The 21,839-nt window shown below is 68.9% G+C and carries 16 protein-coding genes; all 16 read left to right on the forward strand.

Annotated features, from left to right (window positions below):
• The first annotated feature begins 3 nt into the window (after nucleotides 1-3).
• The 16 genes from PV764_RS01250 to PV764_RS01325 all read left to right on the forward strand — a co-directional run bounded on the left by PV764_RS01250 (nucleotide 4) and on the right by PV764_RS01325 (nucleotide 21,827).
• Nucleotides 4-6,303, forward strand: a complete 6,300-nt coding sequence (locus PV764_RS01250) for an AAA domain-containing protein (RefSeq protein ID WP_421116020.1) — start codon at nucleotides 4-6, stop codon at nucleotides 6,301-6,303.
• Nucleotides 6,300-7,661 carry a hypothetical protein gene (locus PV764_RS01255; protein WP_421116021.1) on the forward strand — a complete coding sequence of 454 codons (1,362 nt, stop codon included), beginning with the start codon at nucleotides 6,300-6,302 and terminating at the stop codon, nucleotides 7,659-7,661. The genes PV764_RS01250 and PV764_RS01255 overlap by 4 nt, the downstream gene beginning before the upstream one ends.
• A 54-nt stretch (nucleotides 7,662-7,715) precedes the next feature.
• On the forward strand, nucleotides 7,716-8,846 hold the full coding sequence (gene flhB / locus PV764_RS01260) for a flagellar biosynthesis protein FlhB (protein ID WP_421116022.1): 1,131 nt from the start codon (nucleotides 7,716-7,718) through the stop codon (nucleotides 8,844-8,846).
• A 17-nt stretch (nucleotides 8,847-8,863) separates the two neighbouring features.
• Nucleotides 8,864-10,945 carry a flagellar biosynthesis protein FlhA gene (gene flhA, locus PV764_RS01265; protein WP_026070046.1) on the forward strand — a complete coding sequence of 694 codons (2,082 nt, stop codon included), beginning with the start codon at nucleotides 8,864-8,866 and terminating at the stop codon, nucleotides 10,943-10,945.
• A 149-nt stretch (nucleotides 10,946-11,094) separates the two neighbouring features.
• The gene (flhF, locus tag PV764_RS01270) at nucleotides 11,095-12,825 is read left to right on the forward strand and encodes a flagellar biosynthesis protein FlhF (protein WP_421116023.1); all 1,731 of its coding nucleotides are present in this window, start codon (nucleotides 11,095-11,097) and stop codon (nucleotides 12,823-12,825) included.
• Nucleotides 12,812-13,699, forward strand: coding sequence for a MinD/ParA family ATP-binding protein (locus tag PV764_RS01275; protein WP_421116024.1), 888 nt, complete (start codon nucleotides 12,812-12,814; stop codon nucleotides 13,697-13,699). The genes flhF and PV764_RS01275 overlap by 14 nt, the downstream gene beginning before the upstream one ends.
• On the forward strand, nucleotides 13,696-14,442 hold the full coding sequence (locus PV764_RS01280; RefSeq protein ID WP_019182907.1) for an RNA polymerase sigma factor FliA: 747 nt from the start codon (nucleotides 13,696-13,698) through the stop codon (nucleotides 14,440-14,442). The genes PV764_RS01275 and PV764_RS01280 overlap by 4 nt, the downstream gene beginning before the upstream one ends.
• Nucleotides 14,443-14,458: 16 nt before the next feature.
• A complete protein-coding gene (gene cheY, locus PV764_RS01285; RefSeq protein ID WP_019182908.1) occupies nucleotides 14,459-14,851 on the forward strand; it encodes a chemotaxis response regulator CheY in 393 nt (130 codons plus the stop codon).
• Nucleotides 14,851-15,465, forward strand: a complete 615-nt coding sequence (locus tag PV764_RS01290) for a protein phosphatase CheZ (protein ID WP_019182909.1) — start codon at nucleotides 14,851-14,853, stop codon at nucleotides 15,463-15,465. Before cheY ends, PV764_RS01290 begins: the two co-directional genes overlap by 1 nt.
• Before the next feature lie 5 nt (nucleotides 15,466-15,470).
• Nucleotides 15,471-17,315 (forward strand): chemotaxis protein CheA, encoded by a 1,845-nt coding sequence (locus tag PV764_RS01295; protein ID WP_046273860.1) that lies wholly within the window; start codon nucleotides 15,471-15,473, stop codon nucleotides 17,313-17,315.
• A 79-nt stretch (nucleotides 17,316-17,394) separates the two neighbouring features.
• Nucleotides 17,395-18,135 (forward strand): flagellar motor protein, encoded by a 741-nt coding sequence (locus PV764_RS01300; protein WP_019182911.1) that lies wholly within the window; start codon nucleotides 17,395-17,397, stop codon nucleotides 18,133-18,135.
• Between the two features lies 1 nt (nucleotide 18,136).
• Nucleotides 18,137-19,147: a flagellar motor protein MotD gene (motD, locus tag PV764_RS01305; protein WP_399618168.1), complete on the forward strand. Its 1,011-nt coding sequence runs from the start codon at nucleotides 18,137-18,139 to the stop codon at nucleotides 19,145-19,147.
• A 5-nt stretch (nucleotides 19,148-19,152) separates the two neighbouring features.
• Complete coding sequence (locus PV764_RS01310; RefSeq protein ID WP_070427596.1) at nucleotides 19,153-19,935, forward strand: ParA family protein; 783 nt, start codon at nucleotides 19,153-19,155, stop codon at nucleotides 19,933-19,935.
• The gene (locus PV764_RS01315; protein WP_421116025.1) at nucleotides 19,932-21,068 is read left to right on the forward strand and encodes a chemotaxis protein CheW; all 1,137 of its coding nucleotides are present in this window, start codon (nucleotides 19,932-19,934) and stop codon (nucleotides 21,066-21,068) included. The genes PV764_RS01310 and PV764_RS01315 overlap by 4 nt, the downstream gene beginning before the upstream one ends.
• A gap of 88 nt (nucleotides 21,069-21,156) precedes the next feature.
• Nucleotides 21,157-21,465: an STAS domain-containing protein gene (locus tag PV764_RS01320; RefSeq protein ID WP_019182915.1), complete on the forward strand. Its 309-nt coding sequence runs from the start codon at nucleotides 21,157-21,159 to the stop codon at nucleotides 21,463-21,465.
• The gene (locus PV764_RS01325; RefSeq protein WP_019182916.1) at nucleotides 21,462-21,827 is read left to right on the forward strand and encodes a response regulator; all 366 of its coding nucleotides are present in this window, start codon (nucleotides 21,462-21,464) and stop codon (nucleotides 21,825-21,827) included. The genes PV764_RS01320 and PV764_RS01325 overlap by 4 nt, the downstream gene beginning before the upstream one ends.
• Nucleotides 21,828-21,839: the final 12 nt, after the last annotated feature.

The following is a 21,839-nucleotide window of genomic DNA, read 5'->3' on the forward strand; positions in this document are numbered from 1 at the left end:
TCCATGATTCGTTTTTGCCCCAATTGCCACACCGAACGCGCGCTGGCCGAGATGTTCTGCGAAGGCCATGTCGATGCGCACGCGTGCGGCTGGGATCTGGCCGGCGAGCCGATCCATCCCGATGGCTGGCGGCCGCAGAGCGTGGTCACCCAGGCAGCGGTGCAGGCATCGACGGTCGGCGCCGTTGCCGCGGAGGTGGTCTGCGACAACGGCCACCCGATGACCCCCGGCGACCTGATGTGCCTGCACTGCGGCGCCAGCGCGACCGATGGGACGGCGGCGGCGGACCTGCCGCCCCCGGTGGCCGACAGCAGCGAAACGGTCATCGATGGCTGGCGGCTGCTGCGCCAGATCAGCAGCACCGACGGCGTGCGTGACCGCTACCAGGCCGAACACGCCGCCACGGCGGTGCAGGCCGTGCTGACCCTGTACCGCCCCGGTGCCGAACCCGACCCAGCCATCTACGATGTGATCCGCCGCCTGCCACGCGCGCACGTGCCGGAGATCATCGCCACCGGGCGCTGGGATGACCGCGCGTTCGAAGTGGTGGAAATGCTCACCGGTGGCACCCTGGCCGAACTGGGCAGCGTGATCGGCGACCGCGATGCGGTCCGGCATATCGTCGGCGAACTGGGCCAGGCGCTGCATGCGTTCAACGAAGCCGGGCTGCGCCACCGCGACCTGCGCCCGGCCAGCCTGCTGGTGCGAGCGCGCACGCCACTGGACCTGGTGATCAGCGGATTCGGTTCGGCCCGGTTGTCCGAGTTCGACCTGGACATCGTCTCGCCCCTGGAGATCAGCCGCTACATGGCGCCCGAGGCGATCGCCGGTGGCGTGGCTGCCGCGTCGGACTGGTGGAGCCTGGGGATGATCCTGCTCGAACAGCTCACCGAGGGCGCCTGCTTCGAGGGCATCCATCCCAATGCCTTCCTGATCCACGTGCTGGCCAATGGTGTCCCGATTCCGGAAACGCTGGACCCGGAGCTGGCGCTGCTGCTGCGTGGGCTGCTGGCCCGCGACCGCCACCAGCGCTGGCAATGGCCGCAGGTGGCCGACTGGTTGGCCGGCATCGCCGTGCCGGCGCCGCCGGCGGCGCAGCACGCGCACGATGAGGGCGATGGCGCCAGCCTCCCGCTCGGCACGCGCCGCTATCATCGCCCGGCCGTATTCGCGCTGGCCGCCGCCCAGGCCGATGGCTGGGACCAGGCGCTGGACCACCTGCTGCGCGGGGCGATCATCACCTGGGCCGAGCAGGTCGGCCTGCCTGCCACCGGCATCGCCGGGCTGCGCCAGATTGCCCGCCACGAAGGCATCGAGGACGATTTCCGGCTGATGCTGGCGTTGAAGGTGCTCAACCCGGAAATGCCGTTGATCCATCGGGGCGACATCGTCACGCCCGGCTGGTTGCTTGAGCACCCGTTGGAGGGCTACCGGCTGATCAGCGGTTCGGTGCCGGACCTGCTGGAACACCTGCAGACCGACAACTGGCTGTGCAGGCTCAAGCGGCGCGAGGAAAGCGTACGCCAGCGCGCGCTGCACCAGCACATCGCCCTGGTCGAGGAATCCCTGCGCGTCTACCTGCTGTCCACCTCGCGGGCCAAGCTGGCCTCGCAATGGCAGGAACGCCAGCGCCTGCTGCCTGACACCGCGCATCCCGGGCTGCTGTCGCTGGCCGAGCGCCGGGTGGTGGCCGAAGAAGACCTGATCGTGTTGCTGAGCGCGGAAATCGGCCAGTTCCGCAGTGCCGAGGCCATCCTTGCCGAGGCGGCCACACTCGCCGCCAGCGCCGGTCTCGACGCCTTCGACAGCGACGCAGCCGCGGCCCTGCTACAGCACCCGCGTACCGAGCTGTATCGCAGCGTGGACGCGCGCATCCTGGGCTTCGCCCGCTCCGGCCTGCCCGTGGTGGATGGCTGGGCCGAGCAGTTCCGGCTGGAACGGCGCATGCCGCTGGCGCGCGCCCTGGTGGTGCTGGCCGTGCCCGCCAGCCGCTGGCTGCAGCCGCAGAAGCAGCAGTACGTCTCGCAGATCCTGGACTTCTTCGAAAAGAAAGTGGTCACCGCGGTGATGCGTGGCCCGCTGGTGCGCATGAGCATCGGCAAGACCACCGCACGCGTGGACATGCACGACGTGGGCAGCGCCCGGCGACCCGCCGCCGCGCTGCTCGATCACCTGTTGCAGCGCAACGCGCGCGCCGTGCAGCTGGACCCCGAATCGTTCCAGCGCAACCCGCTGCTGGAACCCCGCCTGATGGCCCTGGCACGGCAGAGCGCGCTGTACAAGCGCGACACCGGCATCGATGGGCTGTATCTGGGTTTTCCGTTCCTGCTCAGCCGCGATCCGCGCGGCACCTCGCGCACCCGCATCATTCCGCTGCTGCTGTGGCCGGCCACGCTGCTGCTGGAGCCGGGCACGCGCGGCCAGGTCGGGCTGGCCTTCGATGGCGAACGCGAGGAAGTACGGCTCAACCCTGCGCTTGAAAGCGTGCTGGGTGCCGAGACCTGCAAGCGCTGGCGCAGCACCGCCGACGAACTGCTGGGACGCTCGGCGATTCGGGCCGCCGATGTGATGGATGCCTTCGGGATGCTGGCCACGATCCGCTCGCGCAGCCTGGTCGGCCTGCCCCCGAGCAGCGTGGAGGTGGCGCCCTACCAGGACGAACTGGAGTGCGCCGCGGTACTGTTCCATGTCACGTTCATGGGCCAGGCCATCGGCGAAGACCTGCGCCAGCTCAAGGTTCTGTCGCCGTCCGGCACCGGCCTCGAAACCGCGTTGCGGCTGGCACCGCCGACCGACACCGACGGCACGGCCCCGCCTGCCACGCCGGAGCTGCAGCGCTACTTCACCGTGGCCAGCGATCCCTCGCAGGAAGCGGCGGTGCTGCAGGCACGGCAGGGGCCGGGCCTGTTGATCGAAGGCCCGCCTGGTACAGGCAAGAGCCAGACCATCGTCAACATGGTGGCCGACGCGATCGGCCGGCAACGCAGCCTGCTGATCGTCTGCCAGAAGCATGCGGCGTTGGAAGTGGTGCACAAGCGCCTGGTCGCCGAAGGGCTGGGCCAGCGCGTGGTCATGCTCAACGACGTCAACCGCGACCGCGAACCGGTCATCCGCAGCATCCGCGAGCAGCTCGACGCCCTGTTTACCGCCGGCGCCACGCAAACGGCCTGGCAGCAGCGCCAGCAGGTGGCCGCGCGGATCGAGGCACTGGAAGGCGAACTGGATCGGCACCAGCACAGCCTGCACCAGATCGACGACGCCACCGGGCTGAGCTACCGGCGCCTGCTCGGCGAACTGATCGCGCTGGACGCCGGCACGCCCCCACTGGTCCTGCCCGCCCTGCGCCAACGCCTGCTGGCACTGGACCTGCCCACACTGGTGCAGCGCGAAGAAGCCTGCGCGCCCTTGATCCGGTTGTGGCTGCCGGCCCGTTACGAGGGCAGCCCGCTGGCGCAGCTGCGCCCCTTCGCGGCCGACGCGGACACCCTCGCCGCGTTCGTTGCCGCCCTGCAGACGTTCACTGCGGCCGAGCAGCACCGGCAGGCGATCCTGCTGGCGCACCCAGCCAGCTTCGAGCTGGACGATCCCGCGCCGCACCAGGCCTGGAAGTCGGCGCACGTGGCGACCCTGCTCGGCCTGGACGACGCACAACGGAGCCGACTGGCACGCTGGCTGCCGCTGTTCCGCACCGCACGCGCGGGGCAGCCAAGCCAGGGCGACATCGCCCTGGACCGGCTGCAGCAGATCGAGAAGGCCGTTGCGGCGCTCGACCTTGACGCGTTTTCGAGCACGCTGTCGCCGGCCCTCACCGGCATCGACGAGCGCACGCTTGCGCAGCTGCAGCGCGACGCGGCGCGCGTGCTGGGCGCGCGCGGCCTGCTGGCGCGCATCAATCCGCTGCACCTGCTCCGCCGGCAACGGGTGAACCGCGTTCTGCAGGCGCAGTCCCATACGATGGGGGAAGCGGGCACCGCAGCACTGCTGGCCGCCGCGACGCTGGAAGCGCGCCTGCGCCCGCTGCGCACCGAACTGGCCAGCCTGCACCAGCAGCTGGCGCTGGGCCCGGTTGGCCAACAGACCGGCATCGCGCTGGGCCCGATGGCACGCGCCAGCGCGCGCCAATTGTTGGATGTACAGGCACTGGCGCAGGCGCTGGCGCAGTCGCCGCGCCCCCAGCAGGCCGACGACGCAGCCCTGGCGGGCGACCGCGCGCACCTGGACGCACTGCTGCAGGACCTGGATGCCTCGCTCGCCCGGCATGCCGCCCGCCATGCCAGCGCGCAGCAGCTCGCACTGCTGGCCGACTGGCTGGAGCAGGCGCTGGCCGACGCATTGGCCACCGCCATCGCCCACAACCAGAGCAACGCCCAGGCGCTGCAGCACCTGCACGATTCCCTGCCCCATCTGGCTGCCTACCAGGCCTTCCGCGGTCGCGCCGGGCAGCTGTCAAGCGCAGACCTCGAACTGCTGGCACTGCTGCGCCAGCTGCAACCGCAGCTGGATACTCTTGCCACCGACGCGCTGGAGCCGGCCGTGCGCCGCCTGTTGCATCGCGAAGCACGGCTGGGCTGGAAGCACCGCATGGAGCAGGCGAACCCGGCGCTGCAGTTCGGCCAGGATGAAACCCGGGCCAAGGTCGCCAGCCTGGCAGCTGCCGACCAGCAGATGCGGCGGCTCAACCGCCAGATGCTGGGCACCCACATCGACCTGGAGCAGTTGGGCAACCGCAAGCAGTGGGAAGACGTCACCCGGCTGACCGGGCGCCGTTCGCGCCGCCTGCGCGAGTTCATCGAGCTGGGCAGCGAACTGGGCCTGATGCACCTGCGCCCGGTCTGGCTGATGAACCCGGACGTGGCCAGCCGCGTGCTGCCACTGCAGGCGGGGCTGTTCGACACGGTGATCTACGACGAGGCCTCGCAGATGCCGGTCGAGTTCGCCCTGCCCACGCTGTTCCGTGGCCGGGTCACGGTCGTCAGCGGTGATGAGAAGCAGATGCCGCCCACCGCGTTCTTCTCCAGCCGGGTGGAAAGCGATGAAGCAGAGGTCTTCGATGGCGACGAGCCCGATGCCGAGGTCGATGCCGAGCAGCGCGACGCCTTCGAGGAAACCTGGAACCGGCGCGAAATCAAGGATTGCCCGGACCTGCTGCAGCTGGCCCGCAATGCCCTGCCCAGCACCACGCTGCAGATCCACTACCGCTCGGCGTACCGCGAACTGATCGGCTTCTCCAATGCGGCCTTCTACGGCAACCGCCTCAACGTGCCGGTACGCCATCCGCGCAGCAGCATCGCGCGGATCAAGCCCCTGGAGCTGATCCAGGTCGACGGCGTGTACCAGCACCAGAGCAACCCTGCCGAGGCGGCGCGGGTGGTGGAGTACCTGGCCCAGGTGTGGCAACAGCCCTATGCCATGCGCCCCTCGGTGGGCGTGGTCACCTTCAACCGCAAGCAGGCCGAGTTGATCGAGGAACACCTGGAACAGCGCGCCGGGCAGGATGCCGCCTTCCGCGCCGCATTCGCCGAGGAACGCGAGCGCAGCGAAGACGGCGAGGACATGGCGGTCTTCGTCAAGAACGTGGAAAACGTGCAGGGCGACGAGCGCGACATCATCGTGTTTTCCTCCACCTTCGGCCGCAACGCGCAGGGCACCTTCCGGCGCAACTTCGGCGTGCTCGGCCAGACCGGCGGCGAGCGCCGCCTCAACGTGGCCGTCACCCGCGCCCGGCAACGGGTGGTGATGATCACCTCCATGCCGATCGCCGACATCTCCGACCTGTTCAACACCCAGCGCGCCCCGGCCAGCCCGCGCGACTACCTGCAGGGTTACCTGGAGTACGCCCGGGCCCTGTGTGCCGGCGAGTTCGACGGCAGCGCACGGCTGTTGGATCGCCTGCAGACCGACCGCAGCGTGGCCAACCGCACCCACGCGGCGCCCGCCGACGGGTTCACGCAGATCGTCGGTGCCTACCTGCAGTCGCTGGGATGGAATGCGGCCGCCGCCAGCGAAGGCGATGCATTCGGGCTGGACTTCGCCATCGAACACCCCGACACCGGCAACTTCGCCATCGGCATCGAGTGCGACGCGCCCAGCCACCCGCTGCTGGCGCATGCCCGCGCCCGTGAAATCTGGCGACCCTCGGTCCTGCGTCGCGCCATCGGCGGCATCCACCGGGTGTCCTCGCATGCCTGGTACCACGACGGCGAGGCCGAACGGGCACGCCTGCGCGTTGCCATCGAGGCGGCCATGGCCCCCGCCCCGGTGCCGGCCCCGCCTGTCCCCGCGCAACCGGAAACCCTGCCATGAGTGGTCCCAAAGTCGTCCGCATCGTGACTGCCGAAGAACTGCTGGCCCTGCGCGAGGCGATGCTGCACCGGCTGGACCAGGCGGTTGCGCGCTGGCAGGCGCAGTGCGAGCAGGTCGGCGAGCGTGACGCCTCGGCCGTGGCCGCCGTCATGGCACGCCGCCAGGCGCTGCAGGCACTGCTGGCAGACAGCGACAACACGCGGTATGCGCGACTGATCGAGGCCGAAATCGCCTTCCTGCAGGCCGACACCCGCGACCGCGAGGCGCGCGCCGTGGACCGCGCTGCGGCAGGCCGCCAGCAGCAGCGGCGGCGGCGCGACAACGCGGCGGCCGTGCTCAAAACGCTGCAGGATCGACCCGTCGATGCAGACGCGGGCCTGCTGCAGGCGCTACGGGCACTGGCCGACGGTCATCCCGGTGCTGACGCGGAGGCGGTGCTGGCCCGTGCCTTCGCCCTCCTTTCGCCCCCGGAGGAGCAGGCAACACTGAGCGAGGACCAGCGCGCGTTGGCCACTGCATTGCAGACCTCGGCGCCCACCCCCACGCTGGCCGACTGGGCCGCCGGGCAGCCCGCCGACCCCGGACGCGAGGCGCGCCTGCTGCGCGTGGACCGCTACATCGCCGAACTGCAGGTACTGCAAGGCCCGGCAGTCGCCGCGCCCTACCTGGAGGCGCTGCACCATGCCGAGCAGGAAACCGCTCCGCAGCGGCGCAACCTGCTGCTGGACAGCCTGGTTCTGGAACTGGCCGCCGCCTCGGCCGCGTTCGCCCAGCGCCGCGTGCAGCTGGAGCGGCTGCAGGATGTGGCCAGCAGGCTGGCGGCACTGGACCCGGTTGACCCTGCGCCGTTGCTGGCCCAGGTGGGCGCGTGCAGTACCGACACCGCGCTGCCGCTGCTGACCGCGCTGACCCAGCAGTGCGACACCGCCCTGGCCAGCCACCAGCAGGCGCTGGCGGCAGTTTCCCGGCGCCAGGCCGTACTCGACGGTCTGGCCAGCCTCGGCTATGAGGTGCGCGAAGGCATGGCCACCGCATGGCAGGACAGCGGCGCGGTGGTGCTCAAGAAAGCCGCCACCCCCGGCTATGGCGTTGAAGTGGGCGGCCAGGCCGACGGTGGGCGTCTGCAGGTTCGGGCCGTGGCGCTGGCGGCCGACCGCGACCGCAGTCGCGACCGCGACATCGAAACCCTGTGGTGCGGCGAGTTCGGACGGCTGCAGGCGCTGTTGCACGGTCAAGGCACTGAGCTGGTGGTCGAGCGGGCGCTGGGCGTGGGTGAGGTGCCCTTGAAGGAGGCCATCGCCACCGCGACGCCGTCCGGACAGGTGCAGGTGTCGCACGCGCGCAGCGGCTCGATCTGACGTCACGGAACGGTTCTTGCACGACCCCGGGTATTCCCCCGTGTCGTGCAGCCCATGTCCGAGAACGAACAAGCCGGCGAAAAGACCGAGCAACCTACCGAAAAACGCCTGCGCGATGCCCGGGAGCAGGGCAACATCCCGCGTTCGCGTGAACTGGCGACGGCGGCTGTGTTCGGTGCGGGTGTGCTGGCGCTGATGGCCTTCTCCGGCACCATCGCCCGCAACGCCAAGACCTGGATGCAGGTCGCGCTGAGCCCCGAGCCGGGGCTGCGCCTGCATCCCCAGGCGTTGTTCGGGCACTTCGGTGAATTGATGCTGCGCTTGCTGGTGGCCATGTGGCCGCTGCTCGTGATCTGTCTGCTGGCCTGCTTCCTGTCGCCGGTGGCGATGGGCGGGCTGCGCTGGTCGAACAAGTCGCTGATGCCCGATTTCAAGCGGCTCAGCCCGATGGCCGGCATGAAGCGGCTGTATGGCCCGGAAGCGATTGCCGAGTTCACCAAGTCCCTGCTGCGCATCGCCTTTGTCGGCACCGCCGCCGGGCTGGTGGTGTGGCACGGCATCCGCCCGCTGCGCGACCTGCTCAACCAGCCACTGGAGTCCGCGATGATCCACGGCTTGGGCTTCACCCTGAAGCTCATGCTCGCCACCGGCGGCGCAATGATGCTGCTGGCCGCCATCGATGCCCCGTACCAGCGCTGGAACTGGATGCGCAAATTGAAGATGACCCGTGAAGAGCTGCGCCGGGAAATGAAGGAGAGCGAGGGCAGCCCGGAGGTCAAGGGCCGCATCCGCCAGCTGCAGCAGCAGATGTCCAACCGCCGGATGATGGAAGCGGTGCCCACCGCCGATGTCGTGGTGGTCAATCCCACCCATTACGCGGTCGCCCTGAAGTATGAAGGCGGAAAGATGGGGGCGCCCACCGTGGTGGCCCTGGGCGTGGATGAAACCGCCCTGCGCATCCGTGAGGTGGCCGACGGCAACAAGGTCGCCATCGTCTCCGCCCCGCCTTTGGCACGCGCCTTGTATCGGGAAGGTCAACTTGGAAAGGAAATTCCCGTGAGACTGTATTCGGCCGTGGCCCAGGTGCTCTCCTATGTCTACCAGCTGCGTGGCTGGCAGACCGGGCCGATGCCGGCAGCGCCCAGCATCGACATCGATGAATTCGGCAAGGGAGGCCGCCCGTGAGCGCGCAGCCGGCCGGCATGAACGCGCGCCGCGCGCTGGACATGATCCGCCACGGGCTGGGTGCCCCGCTGATCGTGCTGGCCCTGCTGGCGATGGTGGTGGTGCCGCTGGCGCCGCCCGTGCTGGACGCGCTGTTCACCTTCAACATCGCCATCTCGCTGATGGTGCTGCTGGCGGTGGTCTATGTGAAGCGCCCGCTGGACTTCACCATCTTCCCGATCGTGCTGCTGATCACCACCATGCTGCGGCTGGCGCTGAACGTGGCCTCCACCCGCGTGATCCTGCTGCACGGCCAGAACGGCCACGAGGCCGCCGGCAAGGTGATCGCCTCGTTCGGCGAGTTCGTCATCGGCGGCAACTACGCGGTCGGCATCGTGGTCTTCGCGATCCTGACCATCATCAACTTCGTGGTGATCACCAAGGGCGCCGGGCGCGTGTCCGAAGTGACCGCACGCTTCATCCTCGATGCCATGCCCGGCAAGCAGATGGCGATCGACGCCGATCTCAACGCCGGTTTGCTGACGCGTGAAGAGGCCAAGGCCCGCCGCGAGGAGGTCCGCGAGGAAGCCGACTTCTACGGCGCAATGGACGGTGCCAGCAAGTTCATCCGCGGCGACGCGATCGCCGGCATCCTGATCCTGTTCATCAACCTGGTCGGCGGCCTGGCGGTCGGCGTGCTGCAGCATGGCATGCCCTTCGGCGATGCCGCCGCGACCTACACCCTGCTCTCCATCGGTGACGGCCTGGTGGCCCAGCTGCCGGCCCTGCTGGTGTCCTCGGCGGTGGCCATGCTGGTCACCCGCGCCTCGCGCTCGCAGGACATGGCCCAGGCCATGATGGGCCAGGTATTCGGCCAGTACCGCGCACTGACCATCGCCGCAGCGATCCTTGCAGTCGTCGGCCTGGTCCCGGGCATGCCCAACGTCGCCTTCTTGACGCTGGCCGCGATCCTCGGCTTCATCGCCTGGAAGGCGTGGAAGAAGAGCACCGCCCAGGCCGCGGCGGCTGATTCCCCGGCCGCCAACCGCCCCGATACCCTCGGCCTGCCCGGTGCAGCGCCCTCGCCCACCGCCGAGCTGACCTGGGACGAACTGCGCCCGGTCGACCCGCTCGGCCTGGAAGTCGGCTACCGGCTGATCCCGCTGGTGGACAAGAACCAGGGCGGCGAGCTGATGGCACGGATCAAGGGCGTGCGCCGCAAGCTCACCCACGACATCGGCTTCCTGATTCCCTCGGTGCATATCCGCGACAACCTGGAACTGCCGGCGACCGCGTATCGCCTGCTGATCCACGGGGTGCCGGTGGCCACCGCGGAGATCCATCCCGACCGCGAACTCGCGCTGGACCCGGGCAGTGCGCTGGGCACGCTGGAAGGCATTGCCGGCAAGGACCCTGCCTTCGGCCTGGATGCCACCTGGATCCAGCCGCACCAGCGCGCCAATGCCGAATCGATGGGCTACACCGTGGTCGACCCGGCCACCGTGGTCGCCACCCATCTGTCGCACCTGATCCGCGAGCACGCCCCGGAGCTGCTCGGCCACGAGGAAGTGCAGCAGCTGCTGGCCAACCTGGCCAAGAGCGCCCCCAAGCTCGTCGAAGATCTGACGCCCAAGTCGCTGCCGCTGTCGGCCGTGGTGCGGGTATTGCAGAACCTGCTGATCGAGCGCATCCCGATCCGCCAGCTGCGCAAGATCGTCGAATCGCTGGTGGAAAGCGCGCCGACCAGCCAGGACCCGGCCGTGCTCACCGCTGCCGTGCGCAACGCGCTGGGCCGCTTCATCGTGCAGGAGATCGCCGGGATGTCGCCGGAGCTGCCGGTGTTCACCCTCAACCCGCAACTGGAACGGGTCTTGCAGGAGTCCACGCAGGGCAACGGCGCCGCGCTGGAACCCGGACTCGCCGAGCGACTGCATCAAAGCCTGGCCGAATGTGTCGGCAAGCAGGAAGCGAAGAACGAGCCCGCGGTCGTGCTGGTGCCTGGCCCGGTACGTGCGGCGCTGGCACGGCTGGTACGCCACAGCGTCCCCTCGCTGTCCGTACTCGCCTACAGCGAGGTGCCCGAGGACAAACGGTTGAAGCTGGTCGGCACGATCAGTTGAGCCGGACGCCCGACGGTACCGCGACAGAAAACAGACACCTCATTCGATTTCACCGCAGCAGGAAATAAAGGGACTCCCTGACCGTGCAGACCACCGACAACCAGCGTTTCCCTTCCACGACTCCGCCGCCCCAGTCCCGGTACCACAGCATGAAAATCAAACGCTTCGTCGCCTCCGATATGCGCTCGGCCATGAACCTGGTGCGCAAGGAACACGGACCGGACGCAGTGATCCTGTCCAACCGCCGGATCGAGGAAGGTGTCGAAATCGTGGCGGCGGCCAACTATGACGAAAGCGCCGTGCAGCGTGCGCTGGAAGCGGCCCGCAAGGACGTGGCCCCACCGCCGGTGCCGCGCCCGCGCAGCGCCGCCGATGCCGTGATCGCCGCCGTGACCCGCCGCAGGGCCCCGGCCGCGGCGCCCGAGCCGGTGGCCGCGACCACTTCGGCCGTCGCCGCGCTGGCCCGCGCCGCCGTCGGCGCCACCGGTCGCACCCTGGATACCGCCAACGAGATCGTGCCGCCGCCGGGCAGCAGTGGCTTCGCCGCCACCCTGGCCCGTGCCAGCGTCGGCCCGGCCGTCAACGAACCGTCGCTGCCGGAGCAGATCTTCGCGCCGTTCAATGTCGAGCAGGCGGCGGCCGCGTCGCCAGCGCTGCTGCAGCCTGAGCCGCCTGTCGCCGAGCCCACCGTGGCGGCCGTGAACCCGCCGATCAACCGCGCGCGCTTCGTCATCGACCCGCCGATGGACGACGAACCGCACTTCCAGATGCACGTGCCGGCCGCGGCCGTGGCGATGCCGCCGCTGCCGGTCAGCGTCACCGTGCCGCCGGCCCTGCCTGCGGCCGAGAGCGTCGTGGCAGCGCAGGACACGGCCGCCCAAGCGCGTGCCGAAAACCCGGCGCCCGCCGTTGTCGCCGAACCGGCGCAGGCCCAGCCCCAGCCGGCCGCCGAACTGGTGGTGGTGCAGCGTGATGACGAAGAGATCCGCCAGCTGCGTCACGAAGTGGCCGGCATGCGCCATGTCATCGAGCGCGAGATGAACCGCTTCACCGACGAGCGCCTGCGCGGCTCGCCGGTCCGCGCTGCCGCACTGGACCTGATGGACGAGTACGGCTTCGATGCCGGCATCAGTCGCGACGTGGCCATGCAGGTTCCGCTGGACACCGAAGCCCACCGTGGCCGCGGGCTGATGCTCGGCCTGCTCTCCAAAAAGCTGCCGATCGCCCCGGTCGACCCGCTCGAAGCTGGCGGCGTGATCGCCCTGGTCGGCCCCACCGGTGCCGGCAAGACCACCACCATCGCCAAGCTGGCCTCGCGCTTTGCCGAGGCGCATGCGGCCCGCGATGTCGCCCTGGTCACCACCGATACCGGCCGCATCGGCGCCCGCGAGCAGCTGTACGGCTTCGGCCGGCAGCTCGGCATCGCGGTCCATGAGGCCAGCAGCGGCAGCGATCTGAACCAACTGCTGGAGCGCCTGAAGGACTACAAGCTGGTCCTGATCGACACCGCGGGCCTGGGCCCGCGTGACCGCGCCCTGGCCGCCCAGCTGCAGTGGCTGCGCGCGGCCCAGCAGATCCGCACCCTGCTGGTGCTGCCGGCCAACACCAGCTTCGGCGACATGGACGAGGTGGTCCGCCGCTTCAGCGCCGCCAACCCGCAGGGCGTGGTGCTGAGCAAGCTGGACGAGACCGGCCGCTTCGGCAGCGCCCTGTCGGTGGCCGTGGACCACCGCCTGCCGATCACCTGGGTCACCGATGGCCAGGACGTTCCTGAAGACCTGCACCGTGCCAGTGCGGCCAATCTTGTACTTCGCCTTGAAGATTTGCGCCGCGCGGCCGATATGCCCTGCAACCCGGAGTTGAACCATGCCGTCGCGTGAGTACGCCAAGCTGACCAAGACCTTCCCGTTGTCGGCTCCCCGAAGCCAGCCGCTGGGCCCGGTCCGCACCATCGCCGTCACCGGCGGCAAGGGCGGCGTGGGCAAAACGAACGTTTCGGCCAATCTGGCCGTGGCGCTGGCAGACATGGGCAAACGCACGCTGCTGCTGGACGCCGACCTCGGCCTGGCCAACATCGACGTGATCCTGGGCCTGCAGCCGAAGGTGACCCTGGCCGACCTGGTCGCCGGGCGCTGCACGCTGGAAGAAGTGATCATGGAAGGCCCCGGTGGCGTGCTGGTGGTCCCGGCCGCCTCCGGCCGCCGTCACATGGCCGAACTGCAGCCGGCCGAACACGTCGGCCTGGTCAATGTGTTCTCCGAGCTCGAGCGCGAGCTGGACATCATGATCGTGGACACCGCCGCCGGCATCACCGATGGCGTGCTCACCTTCTGCCAGGCCGCGCAGGACACCGTGGTGGTGGTCTGCGACGAGCCGGCCTCGATCACCGATGCCTACGCCCTGATCAAGGTGCTCTCGCGCGAGCGCGGCGTGGACCGGATCCAGGTGGTGGCCAACATGGTCCGCGACCCGAACGAAGGCCGCGTGCTGTACGAGAAGCTGACCCGCGTGTGCGAGAAGTTCCTCGCCGATGTCTCGCTGAACTACCTGGGCTGCGTGCCGCAGGATGACTGGCTGCGCCTGTCGGTGCAGCGCCAGCAGCCGGTGGTGAAGGCCTACCCCTCCAGCCCGGCGGCCCTGGCGCTGACCGAGATCGCGCGCCGCACCGCCCGCTGGCAGGCCCCGACCGAGCCGCGTGGCGGGGTCGAGTTCTTCCTGGAACGCATCCTCAAGCAACGCGGGGTGACGGTATGAAGGGCGCAGCACAATACAAAGAGGTCCAGCGGACCGCGGCCAACGAGTGCATTGCCCAGCACTCGGACCTGGTCCGGCGGATCGCCCACCATCTTGCCGCGCGCCTGCCGGCGAGCGTGGAAGTGGACGACCTGATCCAGGCCGGCATGATGGGCCTGATCGAGGCCTCGCGCAGCTACGACGCCGACCAGGGCGCCTCCTTCGAGACCTACGCCTCGATCCGCATCCGCGGTTCGATGATCGACGAGATCCGCCGGGGCGACTGGGTGCCGCGCTCGGTCCACCGCCGGGCCCGGGATGCCGCCGCCACCATCCGTCGCCTCGAGCAGAGCACCGGCCGCGCCGCCAGCGCCACCGAAGTGGCGGCCGCGATGGACATGCCGCTGCCGGATTACCTGCGGCTGATGGAAGACGCCTCGCGCGGCCAGGTGCTGAGCCTGGAATCGCGGATCGAAGACCAGGGCGAGCTCGACACCGTCGCTCAGGGCGGCCCAACCCCGCAGCAGGTGCTGGAACGCGGCGAGTTCGGGCGCGAGCTGGGCAACGCGATCGGCTTGCTGCCCGAGCGCGAACAGCTGGTCCTGTCGCTGTACTACGAGCAGGAACTTAACCTGAAAGAGATCGGCGCCGTACTGGGTGTGAGCGAATCGCGCGTGTGCCAGATCCATGGCCAGGCCGTGCTGCGCCTGCGGGGCCGGCTGAAGATCTTCGAGGCGGCAGACGCCGGCCTCGAGAACCATTGAAATCGAGGAAAGTGCTTTGAACAAGAACATGCGTATCCTGATCGTCGACGACTTCTCGACCATGCGTCGTATCGTCAAGAACCTGCTGGGCGATCTGGGCTTCACCAATACGGCCGAAGCCGAGGACGGGCATGCCGCGCTGGCGATGTTGCAGAGCCAGCCGTTCGATTTCGTGGTCACCGACTGGAACATGCCGGTGATGACCGGCATCGACCTGCTCAAGGCCGTGCGTGCCGATGCCAAGCTCAAGACCCTGCCGGTGCTGATGGTGACCGCCGAAGCCAAGCGCGAGCAGATCATCGAAGCGGCCCAGGCCGGCGTGAACGGCTACATCATCAAGCCCTTCACCGCACAGACCCTGGAAGAGAAGCTCGGCAAGATCTTCGAACGCCTGGCGGCGAGCGCCTGATGGAGACCCTGAGCGACAAATCCGCGCTGGTGCAGCGCCTGCAGGATGCCCTGGCCGCCCTGGAAACTGGCGACGAAGCCGGCTGGCGCCGGGAAATCGACGCCCTCGCCGCGCTGCGCACGCAGCCGATGATGGCCGGCCTGAACCGCCTGGCTCGCGAACTCGGCCAGGCCCTGGGCGAGCTGCCCAGCCTCCCCAGCGAAGCCGGCGAACTGGATGACGCCTGCGCGCGCCTGGACCACGTGGTAGCGATGACCGAACAGGCCACCCACCGCACGCTGGACCTGGCCGAGGAGTGTCGCTCGCTCACCGAACAGCTGCGCGCCAACGGGTTGACGCCCGACCAGGGCCAACAGCTCGACCGGATCCGCCACAATCTCACCGAAATCGCGCTGACGCAGAGCTACCAGGACCTCACCGGCCAGATCATCCGCCGCGTGGTGGGGATCGTGCGCCGCGTGCATGAAGGTTTCGGTGCGCTCGGTCTGCCGCCACAGGAAGACGAGAAGAAGCGCGACAACAACGGCCTGGCCGGCCCGGCCGTGAACGGCCTGGATCGCCATGCGGTGTCACAGAACGACGCCGACGACCTGCTCTCGGACCTGGGACTGTAACGATCATGAGTGCTGTTCCAGACGATATCGCTGCCGACTTCATCCTCGAGGCCCAGGAAATCCTGGACCGCCTCGGCGAACAGCTGGTGTCGCTGGAGCAGGCGCCCCAGGACGCCGACCAGCTCAATGCCGTGTTCCGCGGCTTCCACACGCTCAAGGGCGGTGCCGGCTTCCTCGGCATCCAGGCGATGGTCGAACTGTGCCACGCGGCCGAGGAAACCCTCGGCATGGCGCGTTCGGGCCAGGCCACGCTGCAGGCGCACCACTTCGATGCGGCCCAGCAGTCGCTGGACTACCTGCAGTCGATGCTGGATTCGGTCTCGGCCGGAACCGAGCCGGGCTATGCCCCGCCGGAACTGATCGCCCAGTTCGACGTCAACGGTCCGGCCACCCCGACACCCGCGGCTGCCGCCAGCGCCGGCAGCGGCGGTGGCGAGCTGATCACCGATGATGAGTTCGAAGCACTGCTCGACCAGCTGCATGGCGGCGCCGCGCCGACCGCGGTGGCCGTGTCGAAGAAGGACGACGGCCTGATTGGCGAAGACGAGTTCGAAGCCCTGCTTGACCAGCTGCATGGCGGCGCCGTTCCCGGTGCCAAGGCCATTGCCGCTGCGCCCGTGCCTGCCGCGCCCCCGCGCGCCGTGGCCGCCCCGGCGGCGCCGAACGCCAAGCCGGCCCCGGCCAAACCGGTCGCCGAAGCCGAACACACCGTGCGCGTGGATACCAAGCGCCTGGATGCGATCGTCAACCTGATCGGCGAGCTGGTGCTCTCGCGCAACCGCCTCAAGACCCTGCGTGCGCGCCTGCACGATGAAGAACTCGACCGCGCGGTGTCCACGCTGGACATCGCCACCGCGCGCCTGCAGTCGGCGGTCATGCGCACCCGCATGCAGCCGGTCGGCAAGGTGTTCTCGCGCTTCCCCAAGGTGGCCCGCGATGTCGCACGCTCGCTGAAGAAGGAAGTCGAGCTGGAGCTGATCGGCGCCGAAACCGAACTGGACCGCAACCTGGTCGAAGCACTGGCCGATCCGCTGGTGCATCTGGTCCGCAACGCGATCGACCACGGCGTGGAAATGCCGGAGCTGCGTGAAGCCCAGGGCAAACCGCGCAGCGGCCACGTGCGCCTGTCGGCCCAGCAGGAAGGCGACTACGTCAGCATCGAGGTGCAGGACGATGGTGCCGGCATCGATCCCGAACGCCTGCGCCAGAAGGCGCGCGAGAAAGGTTTGATCGATCCGGAAGCGGCGGCTCGCCTGAGCAGCGAAGAATGCCTGCACCTGGTGTTCCTGCCCGGCTTTTCGACCAAACAGCAGGTCACCGACATCTCCGGCCGCGGCGTGGGCATGGACGTGGTCCAGTCGCGCATCCGCGAGCTGAGCGGCCAGATCCAGATCCAGTCCGAACTGGGCCGTGGCAGCCGCTTCATGATCCGCGTGCCGCTCACCCTGGCGATCCTGCCCACCCTGCTGGTGCAGGCCGGCGAAGACGTCTACGCCCTGCCCCTGGCCCGCGTGATGGAGGTGCTGCATGCGCCCAACAGCTCGCTGGGCTGGTTCGATGGCCGCGCCGTGCTGGACCGCAAGTCGCACACGCTGGCCCTGGTCGATCTGCGCCACTGGCTGGATGTGGAGCCGATGCCCTCCTCGCTGCTGACCATCGTGGTGCTGCAGGCCGGCGAAGCCCGCTTCGGCCTGGTGGTCGACCAGGTGCGCGGCCGCGAGGAAGTGGTGATCAAACCCCTGCCCAAGGCGCTGCGTGGCCTGCGCGGCTATGCCGGTGCCACCCTGATCGGCGATGGCCGGATGGCGCTGATCCTGGACGTGGATGGACTGCGCACCCACCACGATTGACCGCGTGAAAGTGTGACCGCCGCATCACTGGATTCTTTCGGCGTCTCAAGTCCCATTCATACAAGCCGATAACGGACCCATGGACAGACTCAGCCTCATTGGACTATTCCTCGCGTTGGCCTCGCTGGTCGGCGGCAGCATCCTCAAGGGAGCCGGTCTGGCGTCGCTGTGGTCGCCGGCCGCCTTCGTGATCGTCATCGTCGGCACCATCGCCGCGATCCTGCTGCACACCTCGCCGGCAGTCTTCAAGCATGCGTTCAAGATCGTGCGCTGGGTGATCCGGCCGCCGAGCAGTGACCGTCGCCAGTTGATCCAGCAGATCGTGGAATGGAGCAACATCGCACGCCGCCAGGGCCTGCTCGGCCTGGAAGCGCAGGTGGATGCGCAGGACGATCCGTTCCTGCGCAAAGGCCTGCAGCTGCTGGTGGACGGCGTGGAGCCGGAGACCATCCGGCACATGATGGAAATTGAACTGAGCAGCCAGGAAAGCCAGGACCTGGCCGCCTCCAAGGTGTTCGAGGGCATGGGCATCTACGCCCCGACCCTGGGCATCATCGGCGCCGTGCTCGGCCTGATCGCGGTGATGAAGAACCTGGCCGACCCGAGCAAGCTCGGGCATGGCATCGCCGCGGCGTTCACCGCCACCATCTACGGCATCGCCTCGGCCAACCTGCTGTTCCTGCCGGTCTCGGCCAAGCTCAAGAGCGTGATCCATCACAACAGCCGCGACCGCGAGATGATCATCGAAGGGCTGATCTCCATCGCCCAGGGCGAGAACCCGCGGAACATCGAAACCAACCTGTCCGGGTTCCTGCACTGACATGGCCCGCCGCAGGCACCACGAAGAGCACGCCAACCATGAGGCCTGGGCGATTCCCTATGCCGACCTCATGACGCTGCTGCTCGCCTTCTTCGTGGTGATGTACGCCATCTCCTCGCTCAACGAAGGCAAGTACCGGATCATGGCCGACGCGTTGACCACCGCCTTCGGTGGCGCGCCGCGCACGATCAACCCGGTGCAGGTCGGCAACCAGCAGGTCCAGGGCGGTGGCTGGGACAGTCCCTCGGTGATCAAGGCCGGAAACCGGATCGGCCCCTCCGCACCAGCACCGAGCAACGACCCGACCCTGCTGCCGGCGATGGCCTCGCAGATGCGCATGCCGGTCTCGATCCGCAACCAGGAACAGCTGCAGCGTGCCGAGCGCCAGCTCAGCGGCATCGCCGACAAGCTCACCGCCACGCTGGCACCGCTGATCGAGCGCGGCATGATCACCGTGCGCCGCACCGAGCTGTGGATCGAGGTGGAGATCAACAGCGACATCCTGTTCCCGACCGGCTCGGCCACGCTGGACGTTCACGCGCGCGACACCCTCTCCAAGCTGGCCGAAGTGCTGCGGGATGCCCCCAACGGCGTACGCGTGGAAGGCCATACCGACAACATCCCGATCGCCACCTCGCTGTTCCCCTCCAACTGGGAGCTCTCGGCCGGACGCGCGGCCAGCGTGGTGCACCTGTTCGCCGACCAGGGCCTGCAGCCGGCACGCCTGGCGATGGTCGGCTACGGCCAGTTCCGCCCGCGCGAAGACAATGCCAGCGCCGAAGGCCGAAACCGCAACCGGCGGGTGATGGTGATCATCCTGGCCGACACGGCGCAGAGCATCGACCCGATCACCGACCGGCTCAGCGCCGACGCCGACGCCACCGATGCCGCCAAGGCGTCCAGCGCCGGCAACCCCGTTACCCCCGTTACCCCCATCGCACCGGTGCAGTTGCCACCGGTGCCGGCCGGCAGCCGCGTTGGCGCCGCCGTTCCGCCCGCAATGAAGGAGTGAACCGCATGCGTATCTGGGCTGTTGCCAATCAGAAAGGCGGCGTGGGCAAGACCACCACGACGCTCGCACTCGGCCGCGGCCTGGCCACGCAGGGCCACCGCGTGCTGTTGATCGATCTGGATCCGCATTCCTCGCTGACCCGCGCCTTCGGCGTGCCGTTGGATCCGCCTCCGCAGGGTGTGCTGGAGCTGTTCGCCACGCCGCCGGCCGAGTTGCCCACCCTCGCCCGCCACAGCGACATCCCGGGCCTGGACTACGTCTGCGCACAGGCGGCACTGGCCACGCTGGAACGGCGCAGCGCCAACCAGCCGGGCCTCGGCCTGGCCCTGCAGAACGCGCTCGGCCGTCACCAGGGCCAGCATGACTACATCCTGCTGGACTGCGCGCCCACCCTGGGGCTGTTGATGATCAACGCACTGGCCGCGGCCGACCGCCTGATCATCCCGACCCAGGCCGAGCCACTCGCCCTGCATGGCCTGGATGGCATGGTCCGCACCGGCGAGATGGTCGAGCGCTCGCGCCGCCGCGCGCTGCCGATGTCGATCCTGCCGACCCTGTTCGACCGCCGCACCCGCGCCGGCAACGAGACCGTCAAGCTGATGCAGGACAAGCATGGCCATCGCGTCTGGGAAGACGCGATTCCGGTCGATACCCGCATCTGCAATGCCGCCAGCCTGACCGTGCCGCCGCAATCGGAGGATTACCCCGGCCGTGGCCTGGCCGCGTATCGCCGCGCGCTGGAATGGATCCTGGCCGACGATGCACAGCAGATGGAGCGCGCGGCATGAACACCGCCGGCGTGCTCGACGATTACCTGGAGCAGCTGCTTGGCGACGCGATGCCGCCGCCGGCAGCGTCACCGGTGGCCGTCGCGACGGCCGACACCGTCAAAGCGACCGGCGGCCTCGACGCCGCACCTGCGACTGTCGAAACGGCCAGCGCCGACGCGGCGCCGGCCACCGACGAACAGACCGCCGCTGGTACAGCGCCGGCGGCAGACGACCCGGTTGTCCCGCCAGGCTTCAGTGACCTGCTCGACGAGCTTCGCGACGATCCGCTGCTGAGCGGCGCCATGACGCTGCCCACGGCGGGCGCTGCACTGGACGCCGAGGCAGCCTCGGCTGCCATCAGCGCGCCTGCGCCGGGATTCGACGACCTGCTCGACGAACTGCGCAACGATCCGCTGCTCAGCGGCGCGATGCCCGCGCCCGCCGAAGAAGCGCGCCCCAGCTGGGACGACCTGCCGCCCGAGGTCGTCTACGAAACCGATCCCATGCGCGCAGGCGCCAGCACGCCGGCCGAATTGCCCGCGCCTGTCGCGCCAGCCGCCCGCGCACCGATTGCCCGGCAGATGCCCTCGATGCCGCCCATGCCGGCAGCAACGAGTGCCCGCGCCGGCACGCCCTCATTGGCACAGAGCCGGCCTGGCAGCTGGGAAGAGCTGCAGCGCCAGGCACGCGACCCGGCCTCCAGCCCGCGCGAGAACCGCCGTGCCAGCGAGCGTACCTCGCGCTGGCTGCGCCTGCGCTGCGGCGCCCAGGCCTACGCGCTCGAACTGCTCAAGGTCCAGGAAGTGGTCCTGCCCGTGCCGCTGCTGCCGCTGCGCGGCACCTCCCCGGCGATGCTGGGCATCATGAACCTGCGTGGCCAGGTCGTGCCGGTAATGGACCTGGGCCTCCACCTGGGCAGCAGTGCGGCCGGCAATGACGCCAACACCCGCATCGTGGTGCTGGAGGAGAACGGCGAGACCATGGGCCTGCGCGTATCGGCCGTGGAGGATGTCGCCAATCTCACCGATTCCCAGATCGAGCCCCCCGACACCGCCCGCATCTGCCAGATCTCCAACGACCTGTTCCGTGGCGTGGCCCGGTGCGGCGCCCAGCCGATGATCCTGCTGGACGCGACCCAGTTGCTGAACTGACCAGCACCCACGCGATCGCCCACGCCGCCCCTAAAGCTTTGTGGGTTCGGGCCGTTATCTCTCTCGGAACCGTTTGTCCGGAGCAATGATGAGCACTGTGGCCCTGGGTGATGATCTCGGTATCGAGACCAGCACCGAGCTGAAAACACGTTTGGCCCCCCTGGTGGATCAGGCCGGCGATCTGACGCTGGATGCCAGCCAGATCGGCCGTATCCATACCGCCTCGGTGCAGGTGCTGTGCGCATTCGTCGAGGCCCGCCGCAAGGCCGGGCATCCCACCGGATTCCACGGTTGCACCGCAACCTTCCGTGATGCCGCGCGACTGCTCGGCGTCACCCAGGCCCTCGGCCTGGATGCACCCCATGACAACCTGAAATCTGTGGAGAACGCTGCATGAGCGCACGTATCTTGGTGGTGGACGATTCGGCGTCGATGCGCCAGATGGTCTCTTTCGCCCTCACCTCGGCCGGCTTTTCCGTCGAGGAAGCCGAAGACGGCGCGGTCGCCCTCGGGCGTGCCAAGGGCCAACGCTTCAACGCGGTGGTCACCGACGTCAACATGCCGAACATGGATGGCATCTCGCTGATCCGTGAGCTGCGCCAGCTGGCCGAATACAAGTTCACGCCGATGCTGATGCTGACCACCGAATCGGCTGCGGACAAGAAGTCCGAAGGCAAGGCTGCCGGTGCCACCGGTTGGCTGGTCAAGCCGTTCAATCCGGAACAGCTGGTGGCCACCGTCCAGAAAGTCCTGGGCTGATCCCGCTTCACC

The organism is Stenotrophomonas sp. AS1 (assembly GCF_048957655.1).
Lineage (GTDB): Bacteria > Pseudomonadota > Gammaproteobacteria > Xanthomonadales > Xanthomonadaceae > Stenotrophomonas > Stenotrophomonas bentonitica_A.

Excerpts from the sequence above, each read along its gene's own strand:
- PV764_RS01275 (WP_421116024.1), top strand. The coding sequence starts at position 12,812 with ATGCCGTCGCGTGAGTACGCCAAGCTGACCAAGACCTTCCCGTTGTCG.
- flhA (WP_026070046.1), top strand. The coding sequence starts at position 8,864 with ATGAACGCGCGCCGCGCGCTGGACATGATCCGCCACGGGCTGGGTGCC.
- PV764_RS01315 (WP_421116025.1), top strand. The coding sequence starts at position 19,932 with ATGAACACCGCCGGCGTGCTCGACGATTACCTGGAGCAGCTGCTTGGC.
- PV764_RS01295 (WP_046273860.1), top strand. The coding sequence starts at position 15,471 with ATGAGTGCTGTTCCAGACGATATCGCTGCCGACTTCATCCTCGAGGCC.
- motD (WP_399618168.1), top strand. The coding sequence starts at position 18,137 with ATGGCCCGCCGCAGGCACCACGAAGAGCACGCCAACCATGAGGCCTGG.
- PV764_RS01300 (WP_019182911.1), top strand. The coding sequence starts at position 17,395 with ATGGACAGACTCAGCCTCATTGGACTATTCCTCGCGTTGGCCTCGCTG.
- PV764_RS01250 (WP_421116020.1), top strand. The coding sequence starts at position 4 with ATGATTCGTTTTTGCCCCAATTGCCACACCGAACGCGCGCTGGCCGAG.
- PV764_RS01320 (WP_019182915.1), top strand. The coding sequence starts at position 21,157 with ATGAGCACTGTGGCCCTGGGTGATGATCTCGGTATCGAGACCAGCACC.
- PV764_RS01280 (WP_019182907.1), top strand. The coding sequence starts at position 13,696 with ATGAAGGGCGCAGCACAATACAAAGAGGTCCAGCGGACCGCGGCCAAC.
- flhB (WP_421116022.1), top strand. The coding sequence starts at position 7,716 with ATGTCCGAGAACGAACAAGCCGGCGAAAAGACCGAGCAACCTACCGAA.
- PV764_RS01255 (WP_421116021.1), top strand. The coding sequence starts at position 6,300 with ATGAGTGGTCCCAAAGTCGTCCGCATCGTGACTGCCGAAGAACTGCTG.
- flhF (WP_421116023.1), top strand. The coding sequence starts at position 11,095 with ATGAAAATCAAACGCTTCGTCGCCTCCGATATGCGCTCGGCCATGAAC.
- PV764_RS01325 (WP_019182916.1), top strand. The coding sequence starts at position 21,462 with ATGAGCGCACGTATCTTGGTGGTGGACGATTCGGCGTCGATGCGCCAG.
- PV764_RS01310 (WP_070427596.1), top strand. The coding sequence starts at position 19,153 with ATGCGTATCTGGGCTGTTGCCAATCAGAAAGGCGGCGTGGGCAAGACC.
- PV764_RS01290 (WP_019182909.1), top strand. The coding sequence starts at position 14,851 with ATGGAGACCCTGAGCGACAAATCCGCGCTGGTGCAGCGCCTGCAGGAT.